26 protein-coding genes are annotated in these 26,302 nt (G+C 62.7%); 24 read left to right on the top strand and 2 right to left on the bottom strand.

Annotation, left to right across the window (positions count from 1 at the left end):
- Nucleotides 1–2: 2 nt before the first annotated feature.
- Together mscK and selO are read left to right on the top strand one after the other, a co-directional pair.
- On the top strand, nucleotides 3–3,356 hold the full coding sequence (mscK, locus tag PseAD21_RS10330) for a mechanosensitive channel MscK (protein WP_102355583.1): 3,354 nt from the start codon (nucleotides 3–5) through the stop codon (nucleotides 3,354–3,356).
- A gap of 48 nt (nucleotides 3,357–3,404) precedes the next feature.
- Nucleotides 3,405–4,868, top strand: a complete 1,464-nt coding sequence (selO, locus tag PseAD21_RS10335) for a protein adenylyltransferase SelO (RefSeq protein ID WP_102355584.1) — start codon at nucleotides 3,405–3,407, stop codon at nucleotides 4,866–4,868.
- Nucleotides 4,869–4,917: 49 nt separating this feature from the next.
- Here the strand turns inward: selO and PseAD21_RS10340 are convergent, their stop codons facing one another.
- Nucleotides 4,918–5,373: a hypothetical protein gene (locus PseAD21_RS10340; RefSeq protein ID WP_102355585.1), complete on the bottom strand. Its 456-nt coding sequence runs from the start codon at nucleotides 5,371–5,373 to the stop codon at nucleotides 4,918–4,920.
- Nucleotides 5,374–5,534: 161 nt separating this feature from the next.
- On the opposite strand from PseAD21_RS10340, the gene trxC reads away from it, so the two are divergent.
- Complete coding sequence (gene trxC / locus PseAD21_RS10345) at nucleotides 5,535–5,969, top strand: thioredoxin TrxC (protein WP_102355586.1); 435 nt, start codon at nucleotides 5,535–5,537, stop codon at nucleotides 5,967–5,969.
- 128 nt (nucleotides 5,970–6,097) lie between these two features.
- Here the strand turns inward: trxC and PseAD21_RS10350 are convergent, their stop codons facing one another.
- Complete coding sequence (locus tag PseAD21_RS10350) at nucleotides 6,098–6,868, bottom strand: ParA family protein (protein WP_102355587.1); 771 nt, start codon at nucleotides 6,866–6,868, stop codon at nucleotides 6,098–6,100.
- Between the two features lie 377 nt (nucleotides 6,869–7,245).
- Here PseAD21_RS10350 and PseAD21_RS10355 point away from each other — a divergent pair, with 377 nt between their 5' ends.
- From PseAD21_RS10355 to PseAD21_RS10455, 21 genes are all read left to right on the top strand, one after another.
- Nucleotides 7,246–7,971: a beta-ketoacyl synthase chain length factor gene (locus tag PseAD21_RS10355; protein WP_102355588.1), complete on the top strand. Its 726-nt coding sequence runs from the start codon at nucleotides 7,246–7,248 to the stop codon at nucleotides 7,969–7,971.
- Complete coding sequence (locus tag PseAD21_RS10360) at nucleotides 7,947–8,756, top strand: 1-acyl-sn-glycerol-3-phosphate acyltransferase (RefSeq protein ID WP_102355589.1); 810 nt, start codon at nucleotides 7,947–7,949, stop codon at nucleotides 8,754–8,756. Before PseAD21_RS10355 ends, PseAD21_RS10360 begins: the two co-directional genes overlap by 25 nt.
- Nucleotides 8,737–8,997, top strand: a complete 261-nt coding sequence (locus PseAD21_RS10365) for a phosphopantetheine-binding protein (protein ID WP_102355590.1) — start codon at nucleotides 8,737–8,739, stop codon at nucleotides 8,995–8,997. The genes PseAD21_RS10360 and PseAD21_RS10365 overlap by 20 nt, the downstream gene beginning before the upstream one ends.
- A gap of 9 nt (nucleotides 8,998–9,006) precedes the next feature.
- Nucleotides 9,007–9,261, top strand: a complete 255-nt coding sequence (locus PseAD21_RS10370; RefSeq protein ID WP_003220947.1) for an acyl carrier protein — start codon at nucleotides 9,007–9,009, stop codon at nucleotides 9,259–9,261.
- The gene (locus PseAD21_RS10375) at nucleotides 9,258–9,803 is read left to right on the top strand and encodes a hypothetical protein (protein ID WP_102355591.1); all 546 of its coding nucleotides are present in this window, start codon (nucleotides 9,258–9,260) and stop codon (nucleotides 9,801–9,803) included. Before PseAD21_RS10370 ends, PseAD21_RS10375 begins: the two co-directional genes overlap by 4 nt.
- Nucleotides 9,800–11,479, top strand: coding sequence for an acyl-CoA synthetase family protein (locus tag PseAD21_RS10380; RefSeq protein ID WP_102355592.1), 1,680 nt, complete (start codon nucleotides 9,800–9,802; stop codon nucleotides 11,477–11,479). Before PseAD21_RS10375 ends, PseAD21_RS10380 begins: the two co-directional genes overlap by 4 nt.
- 119 nt (nucleotides 11,480–11,598) lie before the next feature.
- On the top strand, nucleotides 11,599–12,333 hold the full coding sequence (locus tag PseAD21_RS10385; protein WP_102355593.1) for a glycosyltransferase family 2 protein: 735 nt from the start codon (nucleotides 11,599–11,601) through the stop codon (nucleotides 12,331–12,333).
- Nucleotides 12,330–13,277 carry a glycosyl transferase gene (locus PseAD21_RS10390; protein WP_102355594.1) on the top strand — a complete coding sequence of 316 codons (948 nt, stop codon included), beginning with the start codon at nucleotides 12,330–12,332 and terminating at the stop codon, nucleotides 13,275–13,277. Before PseAD21_RS10385 ends, PseAD21_RS10390 begins: the two co-directional genes overlap by 4 nt.
- The gene (gene hutH / locus PseAD21_RS10395) at nucleotides 13,258–14,802 is read left to right on the top strand and encodes a histidine ammonia-lyase (protein ID WP_102355595.1); all 1,545 of its coding nucleotides are present in this window, start codon (nucleotides 13,258–13,260) and stop codon (nucleotides 14,800–14,802) included. Before PseAD21_RS10390 ends, hutH begins: the two co-directional genes overlap by 20 nt.
- A complete protein-coding gene (locus PseAD21_RS10400; protein ID WP_102355596.1) occupies nucleotides 14,795–15,220 on the top strand; it encodes a thioesterase family protein in 426 nt (141 codons plus the stop codon). The genes hutH and PseAD21_RS10400 overlap by 8 nt, the downstream gene beginning before the upstream one ends.
- Nucleotides 15,217–15,819, top strand: coding sequence for an outer membrane lipoprotein carrier protein LolA (locus PseAD21_RS10405; RefSeq protein ID WP_102355597.1), 603 nt, complete (start codon nucleotides 15,217–15,219; stop codon nucleotides 15,817–15,819). Before PseAD21_RS10400 ends, PseAD21_RS10405 begins: the two co-directional genes overlap by 4 nt.
- Entirely contained in the window at nucleotides 15,803–18,142 is a 2,340-nt protein-coding gene (locus tag PseAD21_RS10410; protein ID WP_102355598.1) for an MMPL family transporter, read from the top strand. Before PseAD21_RS10405 ends, PseAD21_RS10410 begins: the two co-directional genes overlap by 17 nt.
- Nucleotides 18,139–19,302 (top strand): sodium:proton antiporter, encoded by a 1,164-nt coding sequence (locus PseAD21_RS10415; protein ID WP_102355599.1) that lies wholly within the window; start codon nucleotides 18,139–18,141, stop codon nucleotides 19,300–19,302. The genes PseAD21_RS10410 and PseAD21_RS10415 overlap by 4 nt, the downstream gene beginning before the upstream one ends.
- On the top strand, nucleotides 19,289–20,536 hold the full coding sequence (locus PseAD21_RS10420) for an NAD(P)/FAD-dependent oxidoreductase (RefSeq protein WP_102355600.1): 1,248 nt from the start codon (nucleotides 19,289–19,291) through the stop codon (nucleotides 20,534–20,536). The genes PseAD21_RS10415 and PseAD21_RS10420 overlap by 14 nt, the downstream gene beginning before the upstream one ends.
- Nucleotides 20,533–21,258 (top strand): class I SAM-dependent methyltransferase, encoded by a 726-nt coding sequence (locus PseAD21_RS10425; protein WP_102355601.1) that lies wholly within the window; start codon nucleotides 20,533–20,535, stop codon nucleotides 21,256–21,258. Before PseAD21_RS10420 ends, PseAD21_RS10425 begins: the two co-directional genes overlap by 4 nt.
- A complete protein-coding gene (locus PseAD21_RS10430) occupies nucleotides 21,258–21,848 on the top strand; it encodes a hypothetical protein (RefSeq protein ID WP_178082118.1) in 591 nt (196 codons plus the stop codon). Before PseAD21_RS10425 ends, PseAD21_RS10430 begins: the two co-directional genes overlap by 1 nt.
- On the top strand, nucleotides 21,845–23,041 hold the full coding sequence (locus PseAD21_RS10435; RefSeq protein ID WP_102355603.1) for a beta-ketoacyl-[acyl-carrier-protein] synthase family protein: 1,197 nt from the start codon (nucleotides 21,845–21,847) through the stop codon (nucleotides 23,039–23,041). The genes PseAD21_RS10430 and PseAD21_RS10435 overlap by 4 nt, the downstream gene beginning before the upstream one ends.
- Nucleotides 23,038–23,502 carry a hotdog family protein gene (locus tag PseAD21_RS10440; RefSeq protein WP_102355604.1) on the top strand — a complete coding sequence of 155 codons (465 nt, stop codon included), beginning with the start codon at nucleotides 23,038–23,040 and terminating at the stop codon, nucleotides 23,500–23,502. Before PseAD21_RS10435 ends, PseAD21_RS10440 begins: the two co-directional genes overlap by 4 nt.
- On the top strand, nucleotides 23,495–24,223 hold the full coding sequence (gene fabG / locus PseAD21_RS10445; RefSeq protein WP_102355605.1) for a 3-oxoacyl-ACP reductase FabG: 729 nt from the start codon (nucleotides 23,495–23,497) through the stop codon (nucleotides 24,221–24,223). Before PseAD21_RS10440 ends, fabG begins: the two co-directional genes overlap by 8 nt.
- Nucleotides 24,223–25,449 carry a beta-ketoacyl-ACP synthase gene (locus PseAD21_RS10450; RefSeq protein WP_102355606.1) on the top strand — a complete coding sequence of 409 codons (1,227 nt, stop codon included), beginning with the start codon at nucleotides 24,223–24,225 and terminating at the stop codon, nucleotides 25,447–25,449. Before fabG ends, PseAD21_RS10450 begins: the two co-directional genes overlap by 1 nt.
- A 25-nt stretch (nucleotides 25,450–25,474) precedes the next feature.
- Nucleotides 25,475–26,278: a hypothetical protein gene (locus PseAD21_RS10455; protein ID WP_102355607.1), complete on the top strand. Its 804-nt coding sequence runs from the start codon at nucleotides 25,475–25,477 to the stop codon at nucleotides 26,276–26,278.
- The last annotated feature ends 24 nt before the right edge of the window (nucleotides 26,279–26,302 follow it).

Genomic DNA, 26,302 nt, shown 5'->3' on the forward strand with positions numbered 1-26,302 from the left:
CTATGCCTACCCTGCGCTCCTTCTTTTTCGCGGCCCTGCTGGGCCTGAGTCTTTCCGTCGGCCCGCTGTACGCCGCCGAACCGCCGTCCAGCGATGCCGTGCAGGCCAGCCTGGACAAACTCGCCGACAGCAAACTGCCGGATGCCGATAAAAAGACTCTGCAAACGGTTCTGCAAAGCACGCTCAATCAGCTCAACAACCGGCGTGATTACGACCAGAAGCTGATCGATCTCAAGCAGCAACTGGCCACCGCACCCCGGCAGACCATCGAGAACACCCGCGAACTGACACGCCTCAAGGCCACAGCCGTGGTGCCGGTGGCGCAGCGTTTCCCCAAAGAGCCGATCCAGCAATTGGAGCAGATCCTCACCGATCGCTCGACCCAGCAAAGCGATCTGCAAAAAGCCCTGGCCGATGCCAACAGCCTGATCATCACCGCCCAGACTCGCCCCGAGCGTGCGCAGGCGGAGATTTCCAGCAGCCAGACGCGCATCCAGCAGATCAACAACATCCTCAAGACCGGCAAGGACAGCGGCAAGACCCTGAGCGCCGAGCAGCGCGACCAGTTAAATGCCGAACTCGCAGCGCTGAACGCCTTGATTCCCTTGCGCCGCCAGGAGCTGGCGGGCAACAGCCAGTTGCAGGACCTGGGCAACAGTCAGCATGACCTGCTCTCGGAGAAGTCCGACCGCCTCGACCGCGAGATTCAGGAACTGCAGACCCTGATCAACCAAAAGCGACTGGCACAGTCCCAGGAAACCGTCACTCAGCAGTCGATCGAGGCGCAAAAGGCCGGCGGCAGCAGCCTGCTCGCCACCGAGAGCGCAGCCAACCTCAAGCTCTCCGACTACCTGCTCAAAAGCACCGACCGCCTCAACGAAGTCACCCAGCAAAACCTGCAGACCAAACAGCAACTCGACAGTCTGACCCAAAGCGACTCGGCTCTCGACGAGCAGATCAACGTGCTCAAGGGCAGCCTGCTGCTGTCGAAGATTCTCTATAAGCAGAAACAGGCACTGCCGCGTCTGAAGGTAGATCGCGATCTGGCGGACCAGATCGCCGACATTCGCCTGTATCAGTTCGAAGTCAGCCAGCAGCGCGAACTGCTGAGCAATCCGGCGACCTACGTCGACAACCTGCTCTCCACCCAGCCACCGGAGCAAGTCACCCCGCAACTGCGCAAGAGCCTGCTGGATCTGGCCAACACCCGCACCGACCTGCTGGAGCGTCTGAACCGCGAACTGAGCGCGATGCTCAACGAGTCGATCACCCTGCAACTCAACCAGAAACAACTGCTGAGCACCGCGCAAAGCCTGCGCGCCACCCTCGATGAGCAGATGTTCTGGATTCCCAGCAACAAGCCGCTGGACACGGAATGGATTCATGGCGTGCCAGAGCGCCTCAAACGCCAGGTCGACACCCTGCCGCTGGCCTCGAGCCTGAGCGAGCTGACCGACGGTCTGACCCAGCGTCCGCTGCTGTTCCTGCCTCTGGCGTTGCTGATCGGCGCGCTGCTGTGGCGACGCAAGGCGCTGTACGCGCGACTGAACAAGGTTCACCAGGACATCGGTCACTTCAAACGTGACAGCCAGTGGCACACGCCGCAGGCGATCCTGATCAACATTCTGCTGGCGATGCCGGTCGCCCTTGGCCTGGCGCTGTGCGGTCTGGCCTTGCAGATCGACGCCCGAGGACAGAACGCCAACATGGGCGCGGCGCTGCTGCAAATGGGTCAGGCGTGGCTGGTGTTCTACACCGCCTACCGGATCCTCTCGCCGGGCGGTGTGGCGGAATTGCACTTTCGCTGGGACAAGCCGCAGGTCGAGTTCCTTCAGGGTTGGATCCGTCGCCTCGGGCTGGTGGTGATGGCGCTGGTGACCGTGGTGGCCGTCGCCGAACTGCAACCGGCGGCGTTGGCCGACGACGTCATCGGAATGCCGGTGGTGCTGACCTGCTACGCCCTGATGGCGTGGCTGCTCAGCCGCCTGCTGATCAGCAGCCCGGCCCACGAAAACACCTCATTGTTCCGCAAGGCCGTGGGCGTGATGTTCACCCTGCTGCCGATCGCCTTGTTCGTCGCAGTGTGCTTCGGCTACTACTACACCGCGCTGAAACTCAGTGACCGGTTGATCAACACCCTGTACCTGCTGATGTTCTGGCTGGTGATCGAAGCCACCTTCGTCCGTGGCCTGGCGGTCGCCGCACGACGTCTGGCTTACCAGCGCGCCCTGGCCAAACGTCAGGCGGCCAGAGAGGCCGGCGACGGCGAGGCAGTGATCGAAGAGCCGACGCTGGACATTGAAAAGGTCAACGAACAGTCCCTGCGCCTGATCCGTCTGGCACTGCTCGGCGGCTTCATCGCCGCGCTGTACTGGGTCTGGGCCGACCTGATCTCGGTGTTCTCGTACCTCGACAACATCACCCTCTACGAATACACCAGCGGCACCGGCGCCAACATGAGCATGGTGCCGATCAGCATCGGCGACATGCTCGGCGCGCTGATCATCATCGGCATCACCTTCGCCCTGGCGCGCAACCTGCCGGGGCTGCTGGAAGTGTTCGTGCTGTCGAAACTCAACCTGGCCCAGGGCAGTGCGTACGCGACCACGACGTTGCTCTCCTACGTGATCGCCGGCGTCGGTTTCGTCTCCACCCTGTCGACCCTCGGCGTGAGCTGGGACAAGTTGCAATGGCTGGTGGCGGCGCTGTCGGTAGGCCTCGGTTTCGGTATGCAGGAGATTTTCGCGAACTTCATCTCCGGCATCATGATCCTGTTCGAACGCCCGGTGCGGATCGGCGACACCATCACCATCGGCAACCTCTCGGGCACGGTGAGCAAGATCCGCATCCGCGCCACGACCATCACCGACTTCGACCGCAAAGACATCATTGTCCCGAACAAGACGTTCATCACCGGACAACTGATCAACTGGTCGCTGACCGACACCATTACTCGAGTGACACTGAAACTCGGTGTGGATTACGGTTCCGATCTGGATCTGGTGAAAGAGCTGCTGCTCAAGGCTGCACGGGATAACCCACGGGTCCTCAAAGAGCCTGAGCCGCACGTGTATTTCCTCAACTTCGGCGAAAGCACCCTCGACCACGAACTGCGCATGCACGTACGCGATCTCGGTGACCGAAACCCGGTGCTCGACGAGGTCAACCGCTTCATCAACCGCGAGTTCAAGAACCACCACATCAACATCTCGTTCCGGCAGATGGAGGTTTATCTGAAGAACCTGCACGGCCAGGAATACAAGTTGGTGCCGGTCGAAGCGGAAAACAAAACCATCGTCCCGGCCGACGGCGAGCAAAAACCGCTGCAAGGGCCGCCGCCCGCCAAGCTCGACTAACCGGCCTGATCCCAGCAGAATGCTCGGACATTCTGCTGGAGCCGGCCCGTGAAAGCCCTCGACGAACTGACCTTCGACAATCGCTTCGCCCGCCTCGGCGATGCGCTCTCCGCCCACGTGCTGCCCGAGCCAATCGACAATCCGCGTTTGGTGGTATCGAGCCCTGCGGCCATGGCACTGCTCGACCTCGACCCGACGACTGCCGACACCCAGGAATTCGCCGAACTGTTTGGCGGCCACAAGCTGTGGGCCGATGCCGAACCGCGAGCGATGATCTATTCCGGGCATCAGTTCGGCGGTTACACACCGCAACTCGGTGATGGTCGCGGACTGCTGCTAGGCGAGGTCTACAACGAAGCCGGCGAGCACTGGGACTTGCACCTCAAGGGCGCCGGCCAGACACCGTTTTCGCGCATGGGCGATGGTCGCGCCGTGCTGCGTTCGTCGATCCGCGAATTCCTCGCCTCCGAAGCGCTGTACGCGCTGAATATCCCCTCATCCCGTGCGCTGTGCGTGATCGGCTCCGACACGCCGGTCTGGCGCGAGAAGCAGGAACGCGCGGCGATGGTGCTGCGTCTGGCGCCGAGCCACGTGCGCTTCGGCCACTTCGAATATTTCTACTACACCAAGCGTCCCGAGCAGCAGAAGCAACTCGGCGAGCACGTACTGGCGATGCACTTCCCGGAGTGCCTGGAACAGCCGGAACCGTATCTGGCGATGTTCAGCGAAATCGTCGAGCGCAATGCCGAACTGATCGCCAAGTGGCAGGCCTATGGTTTCTGCCACGGGGTGATGAACACTGACAACATGTCGATCCTCGGCATCACCTTCGACTTCGGCCCGTTCGCCTTCCTTGATGACTTCGACGCGAATTTTATCTGCAACCACTCCGACGATCAGGGCCGCTATTCATTCAGCAACCAGGTACCCATCGGCCAGTGGAACCTCAGCGCCCTCGCCCAGGCCTTGACGCCATTCATCAGCGTCGATGCCCTGCGCGAAGCCCTCGGTCTGTACTTGCCGCTGTTCCAGGCCCACTACCTCGATCTGATGCGCCGCCGCCTCGGCTTCACCACTGCCGAAGACGACGACCAGAAACTGCTGGAAGACCTGCTGCAACTGATGCAAAACAGCGGCGTCGACTACACGCTGTTCTTCCGCCGATTGGGCGACGAGTCAGCCGAACAAGCCGTCAAACACCTGCGCGATGACTTCGTCGATATCAAAGGTTTCGATGCCTGGGGCGAGCGCTATGTTGCCCGGGTTGCCCGCGATGGCGACACCGATCAAGAACAACGCCGCGCGCGGATGCACGCGGTCAATCCGCTATACATCCTGCGCAATTACCTGGCGCAAAAAGCAATTGATGCGGCTGAACAAGGCGACTACTCAGAGGTACGCCGCCTGCATGCAGTGTTGAGCAAGCCATTCGAGGAACAGCCGGGAATGGACGGTTATGCCGAGCGTCCACCGGAGTGGGGCAAGCATCTGGAGATCAGTTGTTCGTCGTGAGGCGTCATGGCACCTGAACATTCGTCACAAGTGCCATACCGTCGATGACTCAAGCAGCCTGCGTCGGCTCAGCAGGCTGTTCGCCATTCTTGAACAAAACAAAATTGCGTTCGGTGCTGTCGGTCGAGGCGCTCTTGAGGAGGAAACCGATCACTAACCCGCCGCCGAACAACACCCCGGTGAATCCCGGGAATGGTGGTTTGGCAAAGAAACTGAAATAGAGAACCGTGAGCATGCTGATCAAGAAATACGGCCCCAGAATCAGCACAGCCAATTTGCCGATGCGAGTGGCGGTTTGCAGTTTTTTGTCCAACACCTCGCGATCAGCTTCATCGAGCAGCAGATCCGAACTGCACTGATAACAGTTGATAGGTTGCAACTTAACCAGCTCGAACGCTTGGTGATAGGTAGGTTTGAGCGTGTAGCTGCAATGCCCGCAACTCATGCCCGCGTCCTTGTAAGGCGTGGAATCCGTGACCGCAGCGGCCTCGTTGGCGTGACTCATAACAGTAAAATCCCTTTAAATTGACAGCGTCGGCCGAAAAAGCCGCGCGCAATCCTACCAGAGCGTGCCTGCCATGGCGTTGGCTGCACCATAGCTCTTCCTTGATAATCGCGACTTTGCCTCCAGATCAGTCTCATAGACTTCCTTTCCGAGAGCCCATCATGTCCGAGCAACTCCTCATCCCCTGCCCCCACTGCAACGGTCTCAACCGCATCCCCGCCGAGCGTCTCGGTGATCAGCCCAAGTGCGGGCGCTGCAAGGCCGAAGTGCTGCTGAGCAAGCCGTTCGAACTCAAGCAAGGTGACTACGCCAGCCAGATCAAAGGCGATCTGCCGCTGTTGGTGGATGTGTGGGCGGAGTGGTGCGGGCCGTGCAAGTCGTTTGCGCCGGTGTTCGAGCAGGCGGCCGCGCAGCTGGCGGGCAAGTGCCGTCTGGCCAAGCTGGATAGCGAGGCCAATCAGCAGTTGTCGGCGCAGTTGGGGATTCGTTCGATTCCGAGCCTGATTCTGTTCAAGAACGGCCGGGAAGTGGCGCGGCAGAGCGGAGCGTTTCCGTTGCCGCAGTTGATGGCGTGGCTGCGTAGCCAAGGCATCTGACACGCCTGAAAACCCTGTGGGAGCTGGCTTGCCAGCGATGACGATAGATCAGCCACTACAGATGCCGAGCATGCCGGCCTCATCGCGGGCAAGCCCGCTCCCACAGGTATTGTGTGTATCTCGGGTGATCAGGCGTCTTCGAGCAGGTTGTGCAGTTCGACGAACTGCTGCGTCAGTTTGTGCCGTGGATCGAGGTGGATCAGTGGGGTATTCGCCTGATGCGACTCACGCATGCGTACCGAGCTGGTCAGGTATACCGGCAGCACCGGCAAACCTTCGGCGATCAGTTCGTCAAGAATCTGCTGCGGCAAACTGGCCCGTGCCTGAAACTGGTTGACCACGATGCCTTCCACCTCCAGACCTTCGTTATGGTCTTCCTTCAATTCTTCGATTTCAGCCAGCAGGCCATAAAGGGCCTGACGCGAGAAGCTGTCGCAATCAAAAGGGATCAGCACACGATCAGCGGCGATCAACGCAGACACCGCGTAAAAATTCAGCGCTGGCGGAGTATCGAGGTAGATGCGGTCGTAATCTTCGCTCAACTCGTCGAGCAACTTCCGCAGTTTGTTGATCTTGTGCTTGGCCTCAAGCTTGGGCTGCAAGTCAGCCAGCTCGGCGGTGGCGGTAATGATGTGCAGGTTGTCGAAAGGCGTTTCGTAGATATCAGCCTGATTCTTTTTGGAGAACGGCCCGGAAGACAGGGTTTGCTTGAAGAAATCGGCAATGCCCATCGGTATGTCGTCACCCGTGAGCCCCGTCAGATACTGCGTGGAATTGGCCTGGGCATCGAGATCCACCAACAGCGTGCGATAGCCCTCGCTGGCGCTGACCGCCGCCAGATTGCAGGCAATGCTGGACTTGCCTACGCCACCTTTCTGATTGAACACCACGCGCCGCATGACAAAACCTCCGTGTATCAAAGAATGACCGAGTGTAGATGCGCGTGGCTTGGCTTCGCTACCTCCATGGACGCGGACTACAGAGTCAGGTGCAAATATCCCCATGGCGATGGAGCAAAAACGGCCATTGATCGTCGGGATGCCCGACAGACAAACCGCTGACGACCCGGATAATGGCCAAGTGACATTTTTTCCACGAACCATTCGGTACATTCAGCTGCGCAAAATGTAACCAGCATTTGCTACACACTCGTCGCACCGGGATAATGCGCGCCACCCGAACGTCAGGCGCCACGCCGCGTCCGGTAACGTCAGCACAGCCCGGCTGCGGCTTTGGCGACTCAACGCGTCAATACAAGCCCGCAGGGGCGGGATAAATGTCCGTGATCAACTTCAACATCGCCCAATGGCGCGCGTGGGCCCCCGGGCTCGACAGCGTGGACGCCTGGCAGGCCTGGAGCCGACAACCGGTCGTGCTCCAGAGCAGCGATGCCGCGCCCGATGTGTCGTTCCTGCCGGCCATGCAGCGCCGGCGCCTCAGCCGTCTGGCGCGGATGGCGTTCAGTGTCGGCTGGCCGCTGGCCGACGGGCGGGAAAACCTGCCGCTGGTGTTTGTTTCACGGCACGGCGAAACCCCGCGCACCTTCGAGATCCTCAGCGATCTGGCCAAGGACGAACCGTTGTCGCCGACCCAGTTCAGCCTGTCGGTGCACAACGCAATCATCGGCCTGTGGTCGATCATGCGCGGCGAAACCAGCGAAATGACCGCCCTCGCGGCAGCTGGCGATGGTCTGGAACATGGCATGCTCGAAGCTGCGGCCCTGCTCGAGGAAGGCGCTCCGGCAGTGCTGCTGATCATCACCGAAGAGCAGCCGCCCCAGGCCTACTTGCAGTGGATCGACGACGTGCCTTTTCCCTATGCGCTCGGTTTGTTGATCACCCCCGGTACCGACTGGCGGCTGACCCTGAACAGCGGCACAGAAGCAGTGTCCAAAGCGCACTGGCCACACGCGCTGAATCTGTTGCAAACCCTGCTTGGCCAGCAAACCCATTGCCAACATGCCTGGAAAAATCGTGTATGGACCTGGCAACGCAACCCGTGACCGAGAAAAACCGCGACGCCTACTACTGGCGCCTGCTGGCCACTGCCGCAAGTTTCGCTCTGTTCGGGCTGGGCGGACTGTGTCTGCGTCTGCTGGTGTTTCCGTTGCTCGGCTGCCTGCCTGGGGATGCGCTGAAACATCGCCACCGCGCACGGCAGACCGTCAGTCGGTTGTTCTGGTTTTTTGTGCGGTTCATGGCCCGTACTGGCGTGCTGACCTACGACATTCAAGGCGCTGAACGCCTCGGCCGCCCGGGGCAGATGATCATCGCCAACCACCCGTCGCTGATCGATGTGGTGTTCCTGATCGGCCTGGTGCGCCAGGCCAATTGCGTGGTGAAGAAAAGTCTGTGGGAAAACCCCTTCACCCGTGGCCCACTGCGCAGCACCGAGTACATCAGCAATGACGGCAGCATGGACATGCTCGATGCCGCCGCGCAGTCCCTGCAAAACGGCCAGACCCTGATCATATTTCCCGAGGGCACGCGCACCCAGCCAGGGCAGGCACCGGCCTTTCATCGGGGGGCCGCGGCGATTGCCCTGCGCGGTGCGAAAATCCTGACTCCGGTGGTTATCAAGGTCAGCCCGACCACCCTGACCAAGGCCGAACCCTGGTATCGGATCCCCAGCCGCCGCGTGCACTTCAGTTTTCGTGTCGGGGCCGATATAGACCCACAGACTTTCGCCACGCAGGGGCCGGCACCGCAGGCCTCGCGCAAGCTCAACGACTATTTGCACACCTACTTCATCAAGGAGCTCGCCGAAGATGAGCGATCTGCACCGTGAGATAAAACTGCTGATCATCGACGCCCTCGGCCTCGAAGACATCAGCGCCGACGATATCGGCGACGACTTGACGCTGTTCGGCGAAGGCCTGGGCCTGGATTCCGTCGACGCGCTGGAACTGGGTCTGGCGATCCAGAAAAAGTACGGCATCAAGATCGACGCCGACGCCAAAGACACCCGCAACCACTTCACCAACGTGGCGAGCCTTGCGGCGTTCGTTACGGCAAAACAGGCAGCTTGAGACCGGACCATGCAAACTCGTGACGATATTTTCAACACCCTGCGCGATGCCTTGGTCGAGCTGTTCGAACTGGATCCGGCGCGCATCAGTCTGGAGTCCAACCTGTATCAGGATCTGGAAATCGACAGCATCGACGCGGTCGATCTGATCGATCACATCAAACGCCAGACCGGCAAGAAAATCGCCGCCGAAGAATTCAAGTCGGTGCGCACCGTCGGTGACGTGGTCGAGGCGGTCTACCGTCTGGTTCAACCGGCCGCATGAGCCGATTGATCGGCCTCGGCCTGCTGCTGGCGGGCCTGCTGTACCCCTTTGCGGTGTATTTCGGCATGGAGCACTTCGCCCCGTGGCAGTTCGGGCTGCTACTGGGCAGCCTGTGGCTGGCCCGCGCGCTGACGGGCGAGCGCAAGCCCGGCAGCCTGTGGATGGCCGGCGTGGCGATCGGGTTCTGCCTGTTGCTGGCACTGTTCGACAGCCCGCTGTTACTGCGCTGGTACCCGGTGCTGATCAGCGGCTTCATGTTGGTGCTGTTCAGCCTGAGCCTGAAATACGGCCCGCCGATGGTCGAGCGCCTGGCGCGGATCCGTGAGCCGCAACTGCCGCCCGAGGCGATCCGCTACACCCGCCAGGTCACCATGGCCTGGAGCGTGTTTTTCTTCTGCAACGGTTTGTGCGCCGCCCTCCTGACCCTGTGGGCGCCGCTGCATTGGTGGATGTTGTACACCGGCCTGATCTCCTATGGATTGATCGGCCTGATGTTTGCCATTGAATGGCTGATACGACAACGGGTAAGAGGCCGTAAATGAACTGGATAAAACTTGAGCACCTGTTGCTCAAGGCTGCGCCGGCGCGGGCAATCAGCCACGCACCGGCACTTGATCACGCGCAACTGTGCGAACAGGCGTTGAGCGTTGCCGCCGGTCTGCAAGCGCAGGGCGTGAAGCGCCTGGCTGTGCATCTGGAAGATGCCGCCGAACTGGCCATCGCTTTGCTGGGCGCATGGCGCGCTGGCGTCAGCGTTCTGCTGCCTGCGGATCTGCAGCCACAAACCCGCCAGCGCTGGTCCGCTGAAGTCGATCTGTGGCTGACGGATCAAGCCGATGACACGCAACTGAACGACGTTCAGCAACCGCCACTGCCCGGCGCCGAACTGGATCTCGACCAGTGCCGTCTGAGCCTGTGCACGTCCGGCTCCAGCGGCGAGCCCAAGCGCATCGACAAATCCCTGCGCCAACTGGCCAACGAAGTCGAAGCGCTGGAGCAGTTGTGGGGCGCGGACCTCGACGAGGCCTGCATCATCGGCAGCGTTGCCACCCAGCATATCTATGGCTTGCTGTTTCGCGTGCTGTGGCCTTTGTGCGCCGGGCGCCCGTTTGTGCGCAAACAGCTGGCGTTTCCCGAAGACTTGCAGCGTGCCAGCCGCGAGTATCCGGCCTTTGCCTGGGTCGCCAGCCCGGCGCTGCTCAAGCGTATGGGTGACAACCTCGACTGGCCGGCCCTCAGTGCCGTGCGCCGGGTGTTTTCCTCCGGTGGCGCGTTGCCCGCAGACGCCGCGCACAGCCTGCAGCAACGTTTGCAGCAGTGGCCGACGGAAATCCTCGGAAGTTCGGAAACCGGCGGCATCGCCTGGCGTCAAGGTGCCAGCCTGTGGCAGCCATTCGCCGGGGTTGAGCTGAGCCAGGACAGCGACGGCGCGCTGCTGATCGCATCTCCCTATCTGCCGACCGGGCATGTCGAACACACCGCCGATGCCGCACGCATCGCCGCCGACGGCCGTTTCGAATTGCTGGGGCGGCTGGACCGCATCGTCAAGCTCGAAGAAAAGCGCATTTCCCTGCCGATGCTGGAGCAGGCGCTGGTCGCTCACGACTGGGTCGCCGAAGCACGGCTGGGCGTGGTTCAGGAAAACCGCGCGGTCCTTGGGGCACTGCTGGTGCTCAGCGAGGAAGGTCTGTTCGCCTTGCGCGAACAGGGCCGCCGCAACCTGACTGAAGCCCTGCGCAAACACTTGAGCGAGCATTGCGAAGCCCTGGCCTTGCCTCGGCGCTGGCGTCTGGTGCGGCAACTGCCGCTGAACAGCCAGGGCAAGCTGCCGCAGGCTGACATCGAAGCACTGCTGCTGGCGCCACGGCCTAAGGCCCCGGAAGTGCTGGAGAAGGTCGAAACCGATGGCGAGTGGAGCCTGCAACTGGCGGTGCCAGCGGATCTGGCCTATTTCAGCGGCCACTTTCCCAAGGCCCCGGTGCTGCCGGGTGTGGTGCAAGTCGAATGGGCGCTGAAACTTGGTCAGCAATTGCTGAACCTGCCCGGCAAATTTGCCGGCATGGAAGTGCTGAAATTCCAGCAACTGGTGCGCCCCGGCGATGAAATCCAGCTGCACCTGCGCTTCGACTCTGAGCGCGGCAAGCTGTATTTCGCTTATCGCAATGACACGGCGACGTGCTCAAGTGGCCGGATTCTTTTGGGTGTAGAGCATGATTGACCCTGGTGAGTGCTGCGCACTCAATCGCGAGCAGGCTCACTCCCACAGGAACCGCGATCTCATGTGGGAGCGAGCCTGCTCGCGAAGCAGTCACTGCAGTCTTCCTGTGGAGAATCGGTATGCATAACCCTTGCGCCGTGATTCCGGTCTACAACCACGAAACCGCGATCACTACCGTGGTCGATGCCCTGCTCACCCAAAACCTGCCGTGCATTCTGGTAGACGATGCCAGCACACCCTCCTGCGCGAAGGTGCTGGATGCGCTGGCCGAGCGCGATAACGTGCACTTGGTGCGCCTGACCCTCAATCAGGGCAAGGGCGGTGCGGTGATGACCGGCCTGCGTGAAGCGGCGCGCCTGGGGTTCAGCCATGCCTTGCAGGTCGACGCCGATGGCCAGCACGACTTGCACGACGTCGCCCGCTTCGTCGAAGAATCCCGCGCCCATCCGGACGCGTTGATCTGCGGTTATCCACTGTTCGACGACAGCGTGCCCAAGGGTCGTCTGTATGCGCGCTACCTGACCCACGTGATGGTCTGGATCAACACGCTGTCGCTGCAGATCCGCGATTCGATGTGCGGCTTTCGCGTGTATCCGCTGGCGCCGACCCTGGCGCTGATCGACTCGGCTCGGGTCGGCAAGCGCATGGATTTCGACTCGGACATTCTGGTGCGCCTGTCGTGGCGCAATCAGCCGATGCGCTGGCGGCAAACCAGCGTGCATTACCCGCTGGACGGCGTGTCGCACTTCCGTCTGTTCCATGACAACGCGCTGATTTCCAGCATGCACACCCGGTTGTTCTTCGGCATGCTGCTGCCCCTGCCGCTGATCCTCTGGCGCCGGTGGCGAACATGAGCGTCGAGACCGACAAGAAGCACTGGGCCGACCGCGAAGAACGCGGCAGTTTCCTGCTGATGAAATTCACCGCATTCGCCGCCAAGGTTCTTGGCCGGCGCCTGCTCAGTCCGTTGCTGTACGGCATCGTCCTGTATTTTTTCCTGTTCGGCCGCACTGCTCGGCGCAGTGCCTGGCAATACCAGCAACGTCTGGCCGACTGGAGCCAGCGCGTCGATCTGCGCCCAAGCCTCTGGCGGGTGTTCGCTCAATTCATGGCGTTCGCCGATTCGCTGCTCGACAAGCTCGACGTATGGAACGGCAAGATCCGCATCGAGCAGATCGAAATCATCGACCCGGCACTCCTGCGCAATCAGTTGCGTGGCAGTCGCGGGCAACTGCTGGTCGGCGCGCACCTGGGCAACCTTGAAGTCTGTCGAGCGCTGGCGGAGATCGGTGAAAAGGTCACCATGAACGTGCTGGTGCACACCAAGCATGCCGAGCAGTTCAACCGTCTGCTGGGCGAGGCCGGGGCGACCAATCTGCGCCTGATTCAGGTCAGCGAACTGGACCCGGTGATCATGTTGCAACTGCACGAACGCCTGGAACGCGGCGAGTGGCTGGCGATTGCCGGCGACCGCGTGCCACTGCACGGAGGGCGCAGCGTCACCGTCGACTTTCTCGGCCACCCGGCACCGTTCCCGCAGGGGCCGTGGCTGCTGGCCGGTTTGCTGAAATGCCCGGTCAATCTGCTGATGTGCCTGAAGCAACCGGACGGTCACTATCGCCTGACCCTCGAACCGTTCGCCGACAGCGTGGTGTGGACACGCCGCGAGCGCGAGCAGGTCATTCATCAGTGGGCCACCCGCTATGCGCAGCGTCTGAGTCACTATTGCCTCGAAGCCCCGCACCAATGGTTCAACTTTTACCCTTTCTGGAAGACCGATGACGACGCCAACCCATGAGCCGGTAACCTTCGGCGAACGCCCTTTGCGCATCGAAGACGTGCTGGCCCTGGCCAACCGTCAGGCGCCCGTGCAGTTGCAGAGCGACGCCGATTACCGCGAGCGCATCGCCAAGGGCGCGCGGTTTCTCGACTCGCTGCTGGACAAGGAAGGCGTGATCTATGGCGTGACCACCGGTTACGGCGACTCCTGCGTGGTCGCGGTGCCGCTGCATCACGTCGAGGCGCTGCCGCGTCATCTGTACACCTTCCACGGTTGCGGACTGGGCAAACTGCTCGACGCCCAGGCCACCCGCGCCGTGCTGGCCGCGCGTTTGCAGTCGCTGTGCCACGGCGTGTCCGGGGTGCGCATTGAACTGCTGGAGCGCCTGCACGCGTTCCTCGAACACGACATCCTGCCGCTGATCCCCGAAGAAGGCTCGGTCGGCGCCAGCGGCGATCTGACGCCGCTGTCCTACGTCGCCGCGACCCTGTCGGGCGAGCGCGAAGTGATGTTCCGCGGCGAACGCCGGCAAGCGGCCGACGTGCATCGCGAACTCGGCTGGACGCCGCTGGTGCTGCGCCCGAAAGAAGCGCTGGCCTTGATGAACGGCACGGCGGTAATGACCGGCCTCGCCTGCCTCGCCTACGCTCGGGCCGACTATCTGCTGCAACTGGCCACACGCATCACCGCGCTCAACGTGGTCGCGCTACAAGGCAATCCGGAACACTTCGACGAGCGCCTGTTCGCTGCCAAACCGCACCCGGGGCAGATGCAAGTCGCCGCGTGGCTGCGCAAGGATCTGGCGATCGACGCCCCGACCGCACCGCTGCATCGCCTACAGGATCGCTACTCGCTGCGTTGTGCCCCGCACGTGCTCGGTGTGCTGGCCGACAGCCTGAACTGGCTGCGCTCGTTCATCGAAACCGAACTCAACAGCGCCAATGACAACCCGATCATCGACGCCGAAGCCGAGCGCGTGCTGCACGGCGGACACTTCTACGGCGGCCACATCGCGTTCGCCATGGACAGCCTGAAAAACCTCGTGGCCAACGTCGCCGACCTGCTCGACCGGCAACTCGCGCTGCTGGTCGACGAGCGCTACAACCACGGTTTGCCGAGCAACCTGTCCGGTGCCCCGGCGGATCGCGCGATGATCAACCACGGCTTCAAGGCCGTGCAGATCGGCACCAGCGCCTGGACCGCCGAAGCATTGAAAAACACCATGCCCGCCAGCGTGTTCTCACGCTCGACCGAATGCCACAACCAGGACAAGGTGAGCATGGGCACCATCGCCGCCCGCGATGCGATCCGCGTGCTGGAGCTGACCGAACAGGTTGCTGCCGCCACGTTGCTCGCGGCCAATCAGGGCGTCTGGTTGCGGGGTCGCGATGAAGACGCGCGTGCGCTGCCGCCTTCGCTGGCCGCCATGCACGAAGAGCTGGCCAAGGACTTCCCGCCAGTCATCGAAGACCGGGCACTGGAAGGCGAACTGCGCCTGTGCCTGCAACGTATCGCCGAGCAACACTGGAGGCTGCATGCGTAGCGCCGGAGTGCTGCACGCCGACACGGAAATCCTCGTGCCGTTCTTCGACGTCGACACAATGCATGTGGTCTGGCACGGGCACTACGTCAAATACCTGGAAGTCGCGCGTTGCGCGCTGCTCGACCAGATCGGCCACAACTACACGCAGATGTCCGAGTCCGGCTATGCGTGGCCGATCATCGACCTGCAACTGCGGTACGTGCGTAGCGCGGTGTTCGGCCAACGCTTGAACGTGCGCGCCAGTCTGGTGGAGTGGGAGAACCGGTTGAAGATCAATTATCTGATCACTGACCTGCAGAGCGGCGAACGCCTGACTCGCGCCAGCTCGGTGCAAGTGGCGGTCGAGATCAGCAGCCGCGAGATGCAACTGGCCTCACCCAAAGTGTTCACCGATGCGGTGGAAAGGATGCTGCGATGAACCTGTTCTGCAAATGCCTTGGCGCGATGGCGCTGCTCGCTGTATCCAGCCTGGCCAACGCCTTCGACCTGCAACAGCTGAGCGAACAACTGGCGAAACCGGACGTGATCCACGGCCAGTTCATCCAGGAAAAACACCTGCGTGCCCTGCCCCAGCCGCTGCTGAGCAAGGGCAGCTTCGTCCTGGCGAAAAATCACGGCCTGCTCTGGCTGCTCAAGACCCCGCTGCAACAGGACTACCGCATCACCGCCAACGGCATTGCCCGTCGTGACAGCACCGGCTGGCAGTTGCTGCCGAACAAGAGCGCCGGAGCCGAGCAGAACCGCTTGTTTCTTGCCGTGCTGCAAGGTGACAGCAGCGGCCTGCAACGGGATTTCGAACTGGCCCTGAGCGGCGATGCGCAACAATGGAAACTGACCCTGACCCCGCGTTCGGTGCTGCTCAAGCAAGTGTTCAACCGGATCAACATCGACGGCGGTGAGCTGGTGCAGACCATCGAACTGCTGGAAACCCAGGGCGACAGCACTGTGCTGCGCATGCAGGACAGCACGGCACAGCAGCCGTTGAGCGACACGGAGCAGCATGACTTTGCCGAGTGAACGCAGGCTGCCGTGGCTGTTCCTGATCCTGCTGCTGGCGGTCGTCGCGCTGGCCGGTTGGCAGTGGCGTGACGGTGCACCGCTGTCGGCCAACCTCATGGAACTGGTGCCCGGCACCAACCCTGATGCACTCGAACTGCGCGCCGAACAGCGCATGCAGGAACCGCTCAATCGGGAAATGCTGGTGCTGGTCGGCCATGCCGATCGTCAACAAGCCGTGGCCATGGCGCAAACCTTGGGCGAGCAATGGCAGGCCAGCGGCCTGTTCGAAAAGGTTCAGTGGAATCTGCAAGCCGACCTTCCGGCCCTGCGCACGCAATTGCTGCAAGGACGATTGGCGATGCTCTCGGCGGATGACCGGCAACTGCTGAGCGAGCACCCTGACGCGTTTATTCAGCAACGGGTGCAGGCACTGTTCGACCCGTTCAACGGCTTCACTCTGGTGCCGAGCCAGGACGACTGGCTGGGCCTCACCGGACGCATCCAGAACAGCCAGCCGAAGCACGGCGCGGTGCAACTGGACATTGGCAGCGGCGCACTGGTCGCCGATGCCGACGGCAAAAGCTGGGTGCTGCTGCGCGCGCGCACCACCGGCAATGCCTTCGACATGAACCTGCCGCTGAAAGTCGCAGACTTGCTCCAGCACAGTCGCGAGCAGGCGGCGAAAGCCGACGTGCAACTGCTGGCCGCCAGCGGCCTGCTCTACGCCGCCAACGGTCAGCAACAAGCCACCCGCGAAATGACCTGGGTCGGCGGCGGTGCCACCCTCGGCATTTTGCTGTTGCTGCTGTTGGCGTTTCGCCGCTGGCGGGTATTGCTGGCGTTCGTGCCGGTGCTGGTGGGCATGCTGTTCGGCGCGGTGGCCTGTGTGGCGCTGTTCGGCCACATGCATGTGATGACGCTGGTGCTTGGTTCCAGCCTGATCGGCGTGGCGGTGGATTACCCACTGCACTATCTGTCGAAAAGCTGGAGCCTCAAGCCGTGGCGCAGTTGGCCGGCCTTGCGCCTGACGCTCTCCGGGCTGACCTTGAGCCTGATCACCAGCGCCATCGGTTATCTGGCGCTGGCCTGGACGCCCTTCCCGGCCCTGACGCAGATCGCGGTGTTCTCCGCCGCCGGCTTGCTCGGCGCCTACCTGTCGGCGGTGTGCCTGTTGCCGGCCCTGCTGAAAAACGTTGAGCTGTTTCCGGCGCAATGGCCGCTACGCCTGGCCGAACGCTTGGTGACGCTGCGCGAAACCCTGCTCGAACACGTGCGCACGCCGGTGCTGCTGGCGCTGTTGATCGCGTTCTGCGCCGGCGGTCTGGTGCAGTTGCAAAGCAAGAACGACATCCGCCAGTGGGTCGGTGCGCCACAACGTCTGACCGATGAAGCGCAGACCATCGCGCGCATCACCGGCTATCAGCCGACCAGCCAGTTCTTCCTGGTGCGCGGGGCCAATCAGCAGCAATTACTGGAGCGTCAGGCCGCGTTGAGCGAGCGCCTGCAACAACTGGTCAACCTCGAAAAACTGCAAGGCTATCTGGCCCTCGATCAACTGCTCAGCCCGCCGAGCCAGCAACAGCAGGTTCGCGAGGCACTGAGCAAACTGCCGCAATTCTGGCAGCCATTGCTCGACCTCGGTGTACCGCTCGCCGCGCTGCAAAGCGAACTGCAACAGTTGCAAAACCTGCCCGCCGAGGACATCGATGCCGCGCTGGCCGGCCCCTTGGGCGAGCCTTACCGCACGCTATGGCTCGGCCCGACCGCTGACGGCGTGGCGGCGATGACCAGCCTGCAAGGCCTGAACAATCCGTCGCTGCTGCGAGTGCAGGCGCTGGACCTGCCGGGGGTGATGCTGGTCGATCGGCTCGGCGAGTTGAACGCGGTGTTCGCCGCCACCCAGATCAGCGCCGCCGAACTGAAACTCGCCTCCTGCGTGTTGATCGTGCTGGTACTGATCGTGCCGTTCGGCTTCGGTGGCGCACTGCGCATCGTCGCCCTGCCGCTGCTGGCGGCACTGTGCAGCCTCGCCAGCCTCGGCTGGCTCGGCCAGCCGCTGACCCTGTTCAGCCTGTTCGGCCTGCTACTGGTGACGGCGATCAGTGTCGATTACGCGATCCTTATGCGCGAGCAGGTCGGCGGTGCCGCTGTCAGCCTGCTGGGCACCTTGCTGGCGGCGCTGACGACGTGGCTGTCATTCGGTCTGCTGGCGGTGTCCAGCACGCCGGCGGTGAGCAACTTCGGCCTGGCGGTGAGCCTCGGGCTGGCCTTCAGCTTCATCCTCGCACCGTGGGCCGGACGTCACGCCCACAGCGCCACCGTCGCGGAACCGGCAGCGTGATGGTCGTCGGCTTCTGGCTGATGGCGCTGGCATTGTTCGCCGTAGCGACCCGCGTCGGAAGGTATTTTGGCCTGATCCCGATCGTCAGCCAGTTGCTGCTGGCAAGCTTCGGCTTGCCGCTGCTGATGTACTTCTGGATCGAACCGGGCTGGCAACTCAGCGGCGCCGAACTGATTGCGCCGGGGTGGCTGAAAGACCTCTACAGCCTGAGCTTCGCGTTGTTGCTCGGGCACATCCTCAGCGATGTGATCGATCTGCGTCTCGACCGCCAGAGCGTGAAAATCGCCGTACCGAGTTTTGCCGTGCCGTTCGCCTGTGGTCTGGCAGCCGCCACCTGGCTGCTGCCGGCGCAACCGTGGCTGAACTCGCTGGCGATCGGCCTGGTGTTCGCGATCACGGCGATCCCGGTGCTGTACCTGTATTTGCGCCACATCGACTACCCGCCCGCTGCCACCCGGCGTCTGGTGCAGACGGCGATCCTGATCGACCTGACCTGCTGGACGCTGTTCGGTCTCGCTCAGGGCAGTCTGCATTTGAGCAGCCTGTTGCTGCCGCTCGGGTTGGCCTGCGTGCCGGTGCTGCTGCATCTGTTGCGCGTGCGTCGCCCGCTGACCTACAGCCTCGGCTTCTTCGCGCTGCTGGTGCTCGCCGAGCACTACAAACTCAACGCATTGATTTTCGGCATCGGCTACCTGTTGTGCATGGCGCTGCTGAAGGTGCCGCTGGTGTTGCCATTGCCGGCGCGGTGGATGAGCCGCTTGCAGACGTGGATCGCGATCCCGCTGATCCTCACGTTCGGCATCGTGCAGATTGACGTGCACAGCGCCCTCGCCAGCCTTGGCACGGTGCAATGGATGGCGCTGCTGCTATTGCCGATTGCCAGTAAACTGCTCGGCAACTGGCTCGGCCTGGGCTGGGCCGGCACCTCGTTCGAAGGTGCCAACCGCTGGCGCGAAAGCGTGCTGCTGAACATCCGCGGCCTGAGCGAAATCGTCTTTCTCAACCTGTTGCTGCAACAACAGCTGATCAGCCCGGCGCTGTACCTCGCGCTGATGCTGATGGGCCTGATCGCGACGTTGTTGCCGGCCCTGATCGGCCTGCATCGCACGCCTCTGAAACACACCGCCACCGCGCCCGGGAGCTCACGTGCCAATCGTTGAAATGGAATCCCGTCAGGTCGTGATCATCGGTGCCGGCCCGTCCGGCGCCATCGCCGCCGCACTGCTCACGCGCAAGGGCCACGACGTGCTGGTGATCGAGCGCCAGCACTTCCCTCGTTTTTCCATCGGCGAAAGCCTGCTGTGTCATTGCCTGGATTTCGTCGAAGAGGCCGGCATGCTCGACGCTGTCAACGCCGCCGGCTTCCAGCGCAAGACCGGTGCTGCATTCGCCTGGGGCGAGCGCTACAGCGCCTTCGACTTCGGCGACACCTTCACCGGTGGCAAGCCGACCACGTTCCAGGTGCAACGCGCCGATTTCGATAAGCTGCTGGCTGATCAGGCGGCGCTGCAAGGTGTCGAGATCCGTTATGGCGACGCCATCGTCCGCGTTGATTTCGAGCGGGCCAAACCGCAGCTCGACGTGCTGCGCGAAGACGGCAGCGAGTACCGCATCGAAGCAGATTTCGTGCTCGACGCCAGCGGTTACGGTCGCGTGTTGTCGCGCCTGCTCGATCTGGAAGCACCGTCGAACTTCCCGCTGCGCCAGGCGGTGTTCACCCACGTCGAAGATCACATCGACAACCCGGCCTTCGACCGCGAGAAAATCCTCGTCACCACCCATCCAGAGCACCGCGACATCTGGTTCTGGACCATCCCGTTCAGCAACGGTCGCTGCTCGGTGGGCGTAGTCGCCGCCGCCGAACACTTCAAGGGTCGCGACTGCGATCTGGATGCCTGCCTGCGCAGCTTCATCGCCGAGACTCCGAGCCTCGCCGGCGTGCTGAACAACGCCGTGTGGGACACCCCGGCGCGCACCCTCGGCGGTTATGCGGCCAACGTCAAAACCCTGCACGGTCAGGGCTTTGCCCTGCTTGGCAATGCGGCGGAATTTCTCGACCCGGTGTTCTCCTCCGGCGTGACCATCGCCATGCGCTCGGCGAGCATGGCCGCCGCCGTCCTGCACCGGCAGTTGCAGGGCGAAACCGTCGACTGGCAGCGCGAGTTCGCCGAGCCGCTCAAACGCGGGGTCGATACTTTCCGCTGCTACGTCGAGGGCTGGTACGCCGGCACCTTTCAGGACGTGATTTTTTATCAAGACAGCCAGGCGGACATTCGCCGGATGATCTGCTCGATCCTCGCCGGTTACGCCTGGGATGAACGCAACCCGTTCGTCAGCGAAGCGCGCCGCCGGTTGAAGATGATTTCCGAACTCTGTGCAAAGGACGCCCCATGAATTACTTGAGCGACAGCTACGTCGAGGAAACCCGCTTCGGTTTCTGGTTCCTGCGCAGCCACACCTGGCAGCACCATGTGCTGCGCGTGGCGATCAACGACCTGCGCGGGCTGTTCAGCGAGTCGCTGCCGGCCAATCCGGTGCTGCTGGATGCCGGTTGTGGCCAGGGCAAGTCGTTCCGGCATCTGCGCCAGACCTTCGCCCCACAGCGTTTGATTGGCGTCGATGCGGATCCACACAGCCTTGAGTTGAGTGCAGCGGAAGCGGCGCGCCAGGGTGTCGACGTCGAACTGATCGGCAGCGACTGCGCGACGCTCAACGTGGCGGACGCCAGTGTCGACCTGCTGTTCTGCCACCAGACCTTTCATCATCTGGTCGAACAGGAAAAGGCCCTCGCCGAGTTCTACCGTGTGCTCAAACCGGGCGGTTATCTGCTGTTCGCCGAGTCCACCGAGGCCTACATTGATACTTGGGTGATCCGCTGGCTGTTCCGCCATCCGATGCATGTGCAGAGGAGCGCCGCGCAGTACCTGGAGATGATTCGCCAGCAGGGCTTCGAGTTCACCCAGCGCAATGTCTCGTACCCGTATCTGTGGTGGAGCCGGTCGAAGGATTTCGGCTTGCTGGAGCGGTTTGGGTTGCGCCGGCCGAAGCCGTTTGGCGAGCGCGAGGAAACGTTGGTGAATGTCGTGGCGCGCAAGCCGCTTGAAGGTGTTTTTTGATGCCACACATAACCTGTAGGAGTGAGCCTGCTCGCGAAAGCGGTGGGTCAGCCGACATGTTTTTCGAATGTGCCACCGTCATCGCGAGCAGGCTCACTCCTACAAGGTTTGGGGCGTGGCTGATGTTGGTGATATTTGCCCTGCTCAGTGCCTGCGCCAGCCAGGCCCCGCTGCCCACGAGCAATCCGACGCTGCCGCTACCGCTGCAACTGCACATCGAACGCCAGCAAGCCGAGCAACGTCAGGACTGGCTGCTGGTGATCCAGCGTGAAGGCCAAGGCATCCGCTGGTCGATGATGGACCCGCTGGGCATCCCCCAGGCGCGTCAGCAACTGATCGACGGTCGCTGGCAGGCCGACGGGCTGCTGCCGCCGAACCCGGAAGCCCGGGAGCTGTTTGCCGCGCTGCTGTTCGCCCTGACCCCCACCGGCGAGCTGCTGCGCAACTATCCCGCCGCGCAGCAACACGGTGAGCAACGCTCGCTGCCGCCGCGCTGGGCGATCCGTTATGCACAACCGTTGAGTTTCGAATTGAACCTGCCCCAAGGCCCGCACTATCGGGTTTCTCCCCTCGGTGAACCGACGCCATGACCGCCTACCTCAATGCCCTCGGCGTGATTTGCGCGCTGGGCCGCGACAAGCATCAAGTCGCGCACAACCTGTTTGCCGGTGACTGCTCGGGCATGCGCCTTGAGTCCGGCTGGATCGCCGGGCGCGAGTTGCCCGTGGCGGCGGTGCTCGGTGAGCTGGCGGCGATTCCGGCCGAACTGGCCGACCAGAGCAGCCGCAACAATCAACTGCTGCTGGAAGCCGCGCTGCAGATTCGCGCTGACATCGGCCGGGCAATCGAGACGTATGGTCGCGAGCGCATCGGCGTGGTGCTCGGCACCAGCACCTCGGGCATCGACGAAGCCAGCCGTGGTCTGGCGCACTACCTTCGCGAGCAACAGTTCCCCGTCGAGTACGACTACCGGCAACAGGAACTCGGCGCACCGGCGAATTTTCTTGCCGACTGGCTACAGGTCAGCGGCCCGGCCTACGTGATCTCCACCGCCTGCACCTCCAGCGCCCGGGCGCTGATGAGCGCGCAGCGCCTGCTCGATCTGGGTCTGTGCGATGCCGTGCTGTGCGGCGGGGTCGACAGCCTGTGCAAGCTGACGCTCAACGGTTTCAGCGCACTGGAGGCGGTGTCCGATGAGCGCTGCAATCCGTTCTCGGCCAACCGCAACGGCATCAACATCGGCGAAGCGGCGGTGTTGTTCCTGATGAGCAAGCAGCGCGGCGAGGGTCCGGCCATCGCCCTGCTCGGCGCCGGGGCCAGCTGCGACGCGCACCACATTTCCGCCCCGGAGCCGAGCGGCCGCGGCGCCCTGCAAGCAATGCACAAAGCCTTGAGCCGCGCACAGCTGCAAGCTACGCAAATCAGTTACCTGAACCTGCACGGCACGGCGACCCAGCACAACGACGCGATGGAAAGCCTGGCGGTCGCCACGCTGTTCCCGGACGGTGTAGCCTGCTCGTCGACCAAGCCGATGACCGGTCACACCCTCGGCGCGGCAGGTGCGCTGGAAGCGGCGTTCTGCTGGCTGAGCCTGAGCGCCGACAATCCGCAGCAGGCCTTGCCGCCGCACGTCTGGGACACACAGCCCGATCCCGACCTGCCAGCCCTGCACTGGGTGACCGCGAACGAACGCCTGTCGTCCATTGCACCGCGCTACCTGATGAGCAACTCGTTTGCCTTCGGGGGCAACAACGTCAGCCTGATTATCGGAGACGCCCCATGACCGACTGGCCGCTCGCCGAACTGCTGCCGCACGCTGGCGACATGATTCTGATCGATCGCATCCTCAGTTTCGACGATGAGCAGATCCATACCCGCCTCACGATCAAGCCCGACGGCTTGTTCAGCCTGCCCGATGGCAGCCTGCCGGCGTGGGTCGGCGTTGAGCTGATGGCGCAAAGCGTCGCCGCGTTCGCCGGTTGCCACGCGCGGCAGAAGGGCAACCCGGTGGAGCTGGGTTTCCTGCTCGGCACACGTAAATTCGAGTGCAACGTCGAGGCCTTCCCTGCCGGCTGCGAACTGACCATCCACGGCATCCGCTCGCTGGAAGACGACAACGGCATGGGCGTGTTCGAATGTCACATCCACGGGCCCGGCATCGAGGCCAGCGCCCGGTTGAATGTCTTTCGCCCGCCCCAGCCCAGCCAATATCTTGAACAAAACAAGGAGTCGAACGATGACTGAATCCGTACTGGTCACCGGCTCCAGCCGTGGCATCGGCCGCGCCATCGCCTTGCGCCTGGCGCAGGCCGGACATGACATCGTCCTGCATTGCCGCAGCGGCTTGACTGAAGCGCAAGCCGTTCAGGCCGAAATCGAAGCGCTGGGCCGCAACGCACGCATTCTGCAATTCGACGTCGCCGACCGCGAAACCTGCAAAACCATCCTCGAAGCCGACGTCGAAACCCACGGTGCCTATTACGGCGTGGTGCTCAACGCCGGACTGACCCGCGACGGTGCGTTTCCGGCGCTGAGCGATGACGATTGGGACGTGGTGCTGCGCACCAACCTCGACGGTTTCTACAACGTCCTGCACCCGGTGATGATGCCGATGATCCGTCGTCGCGCCGCTGGTCGGATCGTCTGTATCACCTCGGTGTCGGGGTTGATCGGCAACCGTGGCCAAGTCAACTACAGCGCCTCCAAGGCCGGCGTGATCGGCGCCGCGAAAGCGTTGGCGATCGAGCTGGGCAAGCGCAAAATCACGGTTAACTGCGTCGCACCGGGCCTGATCGACACGGCGATGCTGGATGAAAACGTGCCGGTGGAAGAACTGATGAAAATGATCCCCGCACAACGCATGGGCACCCCGGAAGAGGTGGCCAGTGCGGTGAATTTCCTGATGTCGGCGGAAGCCTCGTACATCACCCGCCAGGTCCTGGCGGTCAACGGAGGCCTGTGCTGATGAAGCGCGTCGTCGTCACCGGCATGGCCGGCATCACCTCGCTGGGCAGCGACTGGCAGACCATCGCCGGCAACTTCGCGGCCAACCGCAGCGGCATCCGCCGGATGGACGAGTGGGACCGCTTCAGCGAACTCAACACCCGTCTGGCCGGGCCGATCGATGACTTCGTCGTCCCGGCGCACTGGACCCGCAAGCAACTGCGCAGCATGGGCCGGGTCTCGCGGCTGGCCGTAGGTGCGGCAGAACAGGCACTGGCCGACGCCGGCCTGCTTGGCGACGCAATGATCAAGGACGGGCGCATGGGCGTGGCCTGCGGCTCATCCACCGGCAGCACCGACGAGATCAAGGCATTCGGCAACATGCTGCTCAATTCGGTGGCCGAGGGCCTCAACGCCAACTCCTACGTGCGAATGATGCCGCACACCACCGCCGCCAACATCAGCATCTTCTTCGGCCTCACCGGGCGTCTGATCCCGACGTCCAGCGCCTGCACCAGCGGCAGCCAGGGCATCGGTTATGCCTATGAGGCGATCAAGTTCGGACGGCTGCCGCTGATGCTCGCCGGCGGCGCCGAAGAGCTGTGCCCGACCGAAGCGATGGTCTTCGACGCGCTCTACGCCACCAGCCTGAAAAACGACGCGCCGCAAACCAGTCCACGCCCGTACGACAAGGGCCGCGACGGCCTGGTGATCGGCGAAGGCGGCGGCATGCTGGTGCTTGAAGAGCTGGAACACGCTCTGGCTCGCGGGGCGCGGATCCATGCGGAAATTGTCGGCTTCGGCAGCAACGCCGACGGCCAACACACCACCCGCCCCGAACAGATCACCATGCGCCGCGCCATGGAGCTGGCGCTGGAAGACGCCGGGCTCACGCCGGATGCAATCGGTTACGTAAATGGTCACGGCACCGCTACAGAACAGGGCGACATTGCCGAAACACTGGCAACCAGCAGCTTGTTCGGCGAACGTATGCCGATCAGCTCGCAGAAGAGTTTCCTCGGCCACACGCTCGGGGCCTGCGGCGCGCTGGAGTCGTGGTTCAGCATCGAAATGCTCAACCGTGACCTGTACGTGCACACGCTCAACCTCAACGAGGTCGATCCGCACTGCGGCAAACTCGATTACCTGCGCGGCGAATTCCGCCAGATGCATCACGAGTATGTGATGAACAACAATTTCGCTTTTGGTGGCGTCAACACCTCGTTGATTTTCCGCCGCTGGCACTGACCGCAATACGTTTGGAGTGAAGGGAATGACTCAGTTTCACCGCATCGCCGCCCTGCTGGCCCTGGCCTTGGTGCTCGGCGGTTGCACCAGCAAACCGGTTTACAACGCCAAGGAACAGTTCTCGCCCAACCTCGGTTTCACCCAGCAACAGATGAGCCGCGCCATTGTCACCGCGCTCAACGACCGCCAATGGGTCGTGCAATCGGTACGTCCGGGCATGATCAAGGCAGCGATCACCGTACGCGGCCGCCACCACGCCGAAGTCGACATTCCGTTCAGCCCGACCTCGTTCGAAATCGACTACCGCAGCAGCTATGGCCTGGACGCCAAGGACGGCAAGATCCACGGCAACTACAACCGCTGGGTCAACCGCCTGCGTGACAACGTGCTCAAGGAACTGTCGATCAACCCGGACATCGAGTTCGTCAACGACCTGGGCATCGTCAAGCAAGGCGCCGACGAGCCGACCTACCTGAGCTTTCGCGAAGGCGTCAAACGCGCCACCGACGCCGGCCTGCTGGACGGCAGCGTGAAGTTCTACCTGGCCGGCGAAACCCTGCCCAAACAGGTGCGCACACTCGACACCGTGAGCAGCAGCCGCAAAACCAACGGCGCAAATAAATCCGACGCCGACGCCTGCTTCTGGGCCCTGCAATCGGCCCTCGCTACCCTGCAGAACGCCGCGAAAAAAGCCGACGCCAACGCCGTGATCAACATCGCCAGCGTCGACCAGCGCGATTTGTACAAAGACACCGAAAAATTCCAGTGCCGTGCCGGGCTGGTGGTGTCGAGCGTGGCGTTGCGCGGGGACTTGGCGCACGTGGATTGATGGGATTGTAGAAACGACAAAGGG

This window comes from Pseudomonas sp. AD21, from assembly GCF_002878485.1.
Classification (GTDB): domain Bacteria; phylum Pseudomonadota; class Gammaproteobacteria; order Pseudomonadales; family Pseudomonadaceae; genus Aquipseudomonas.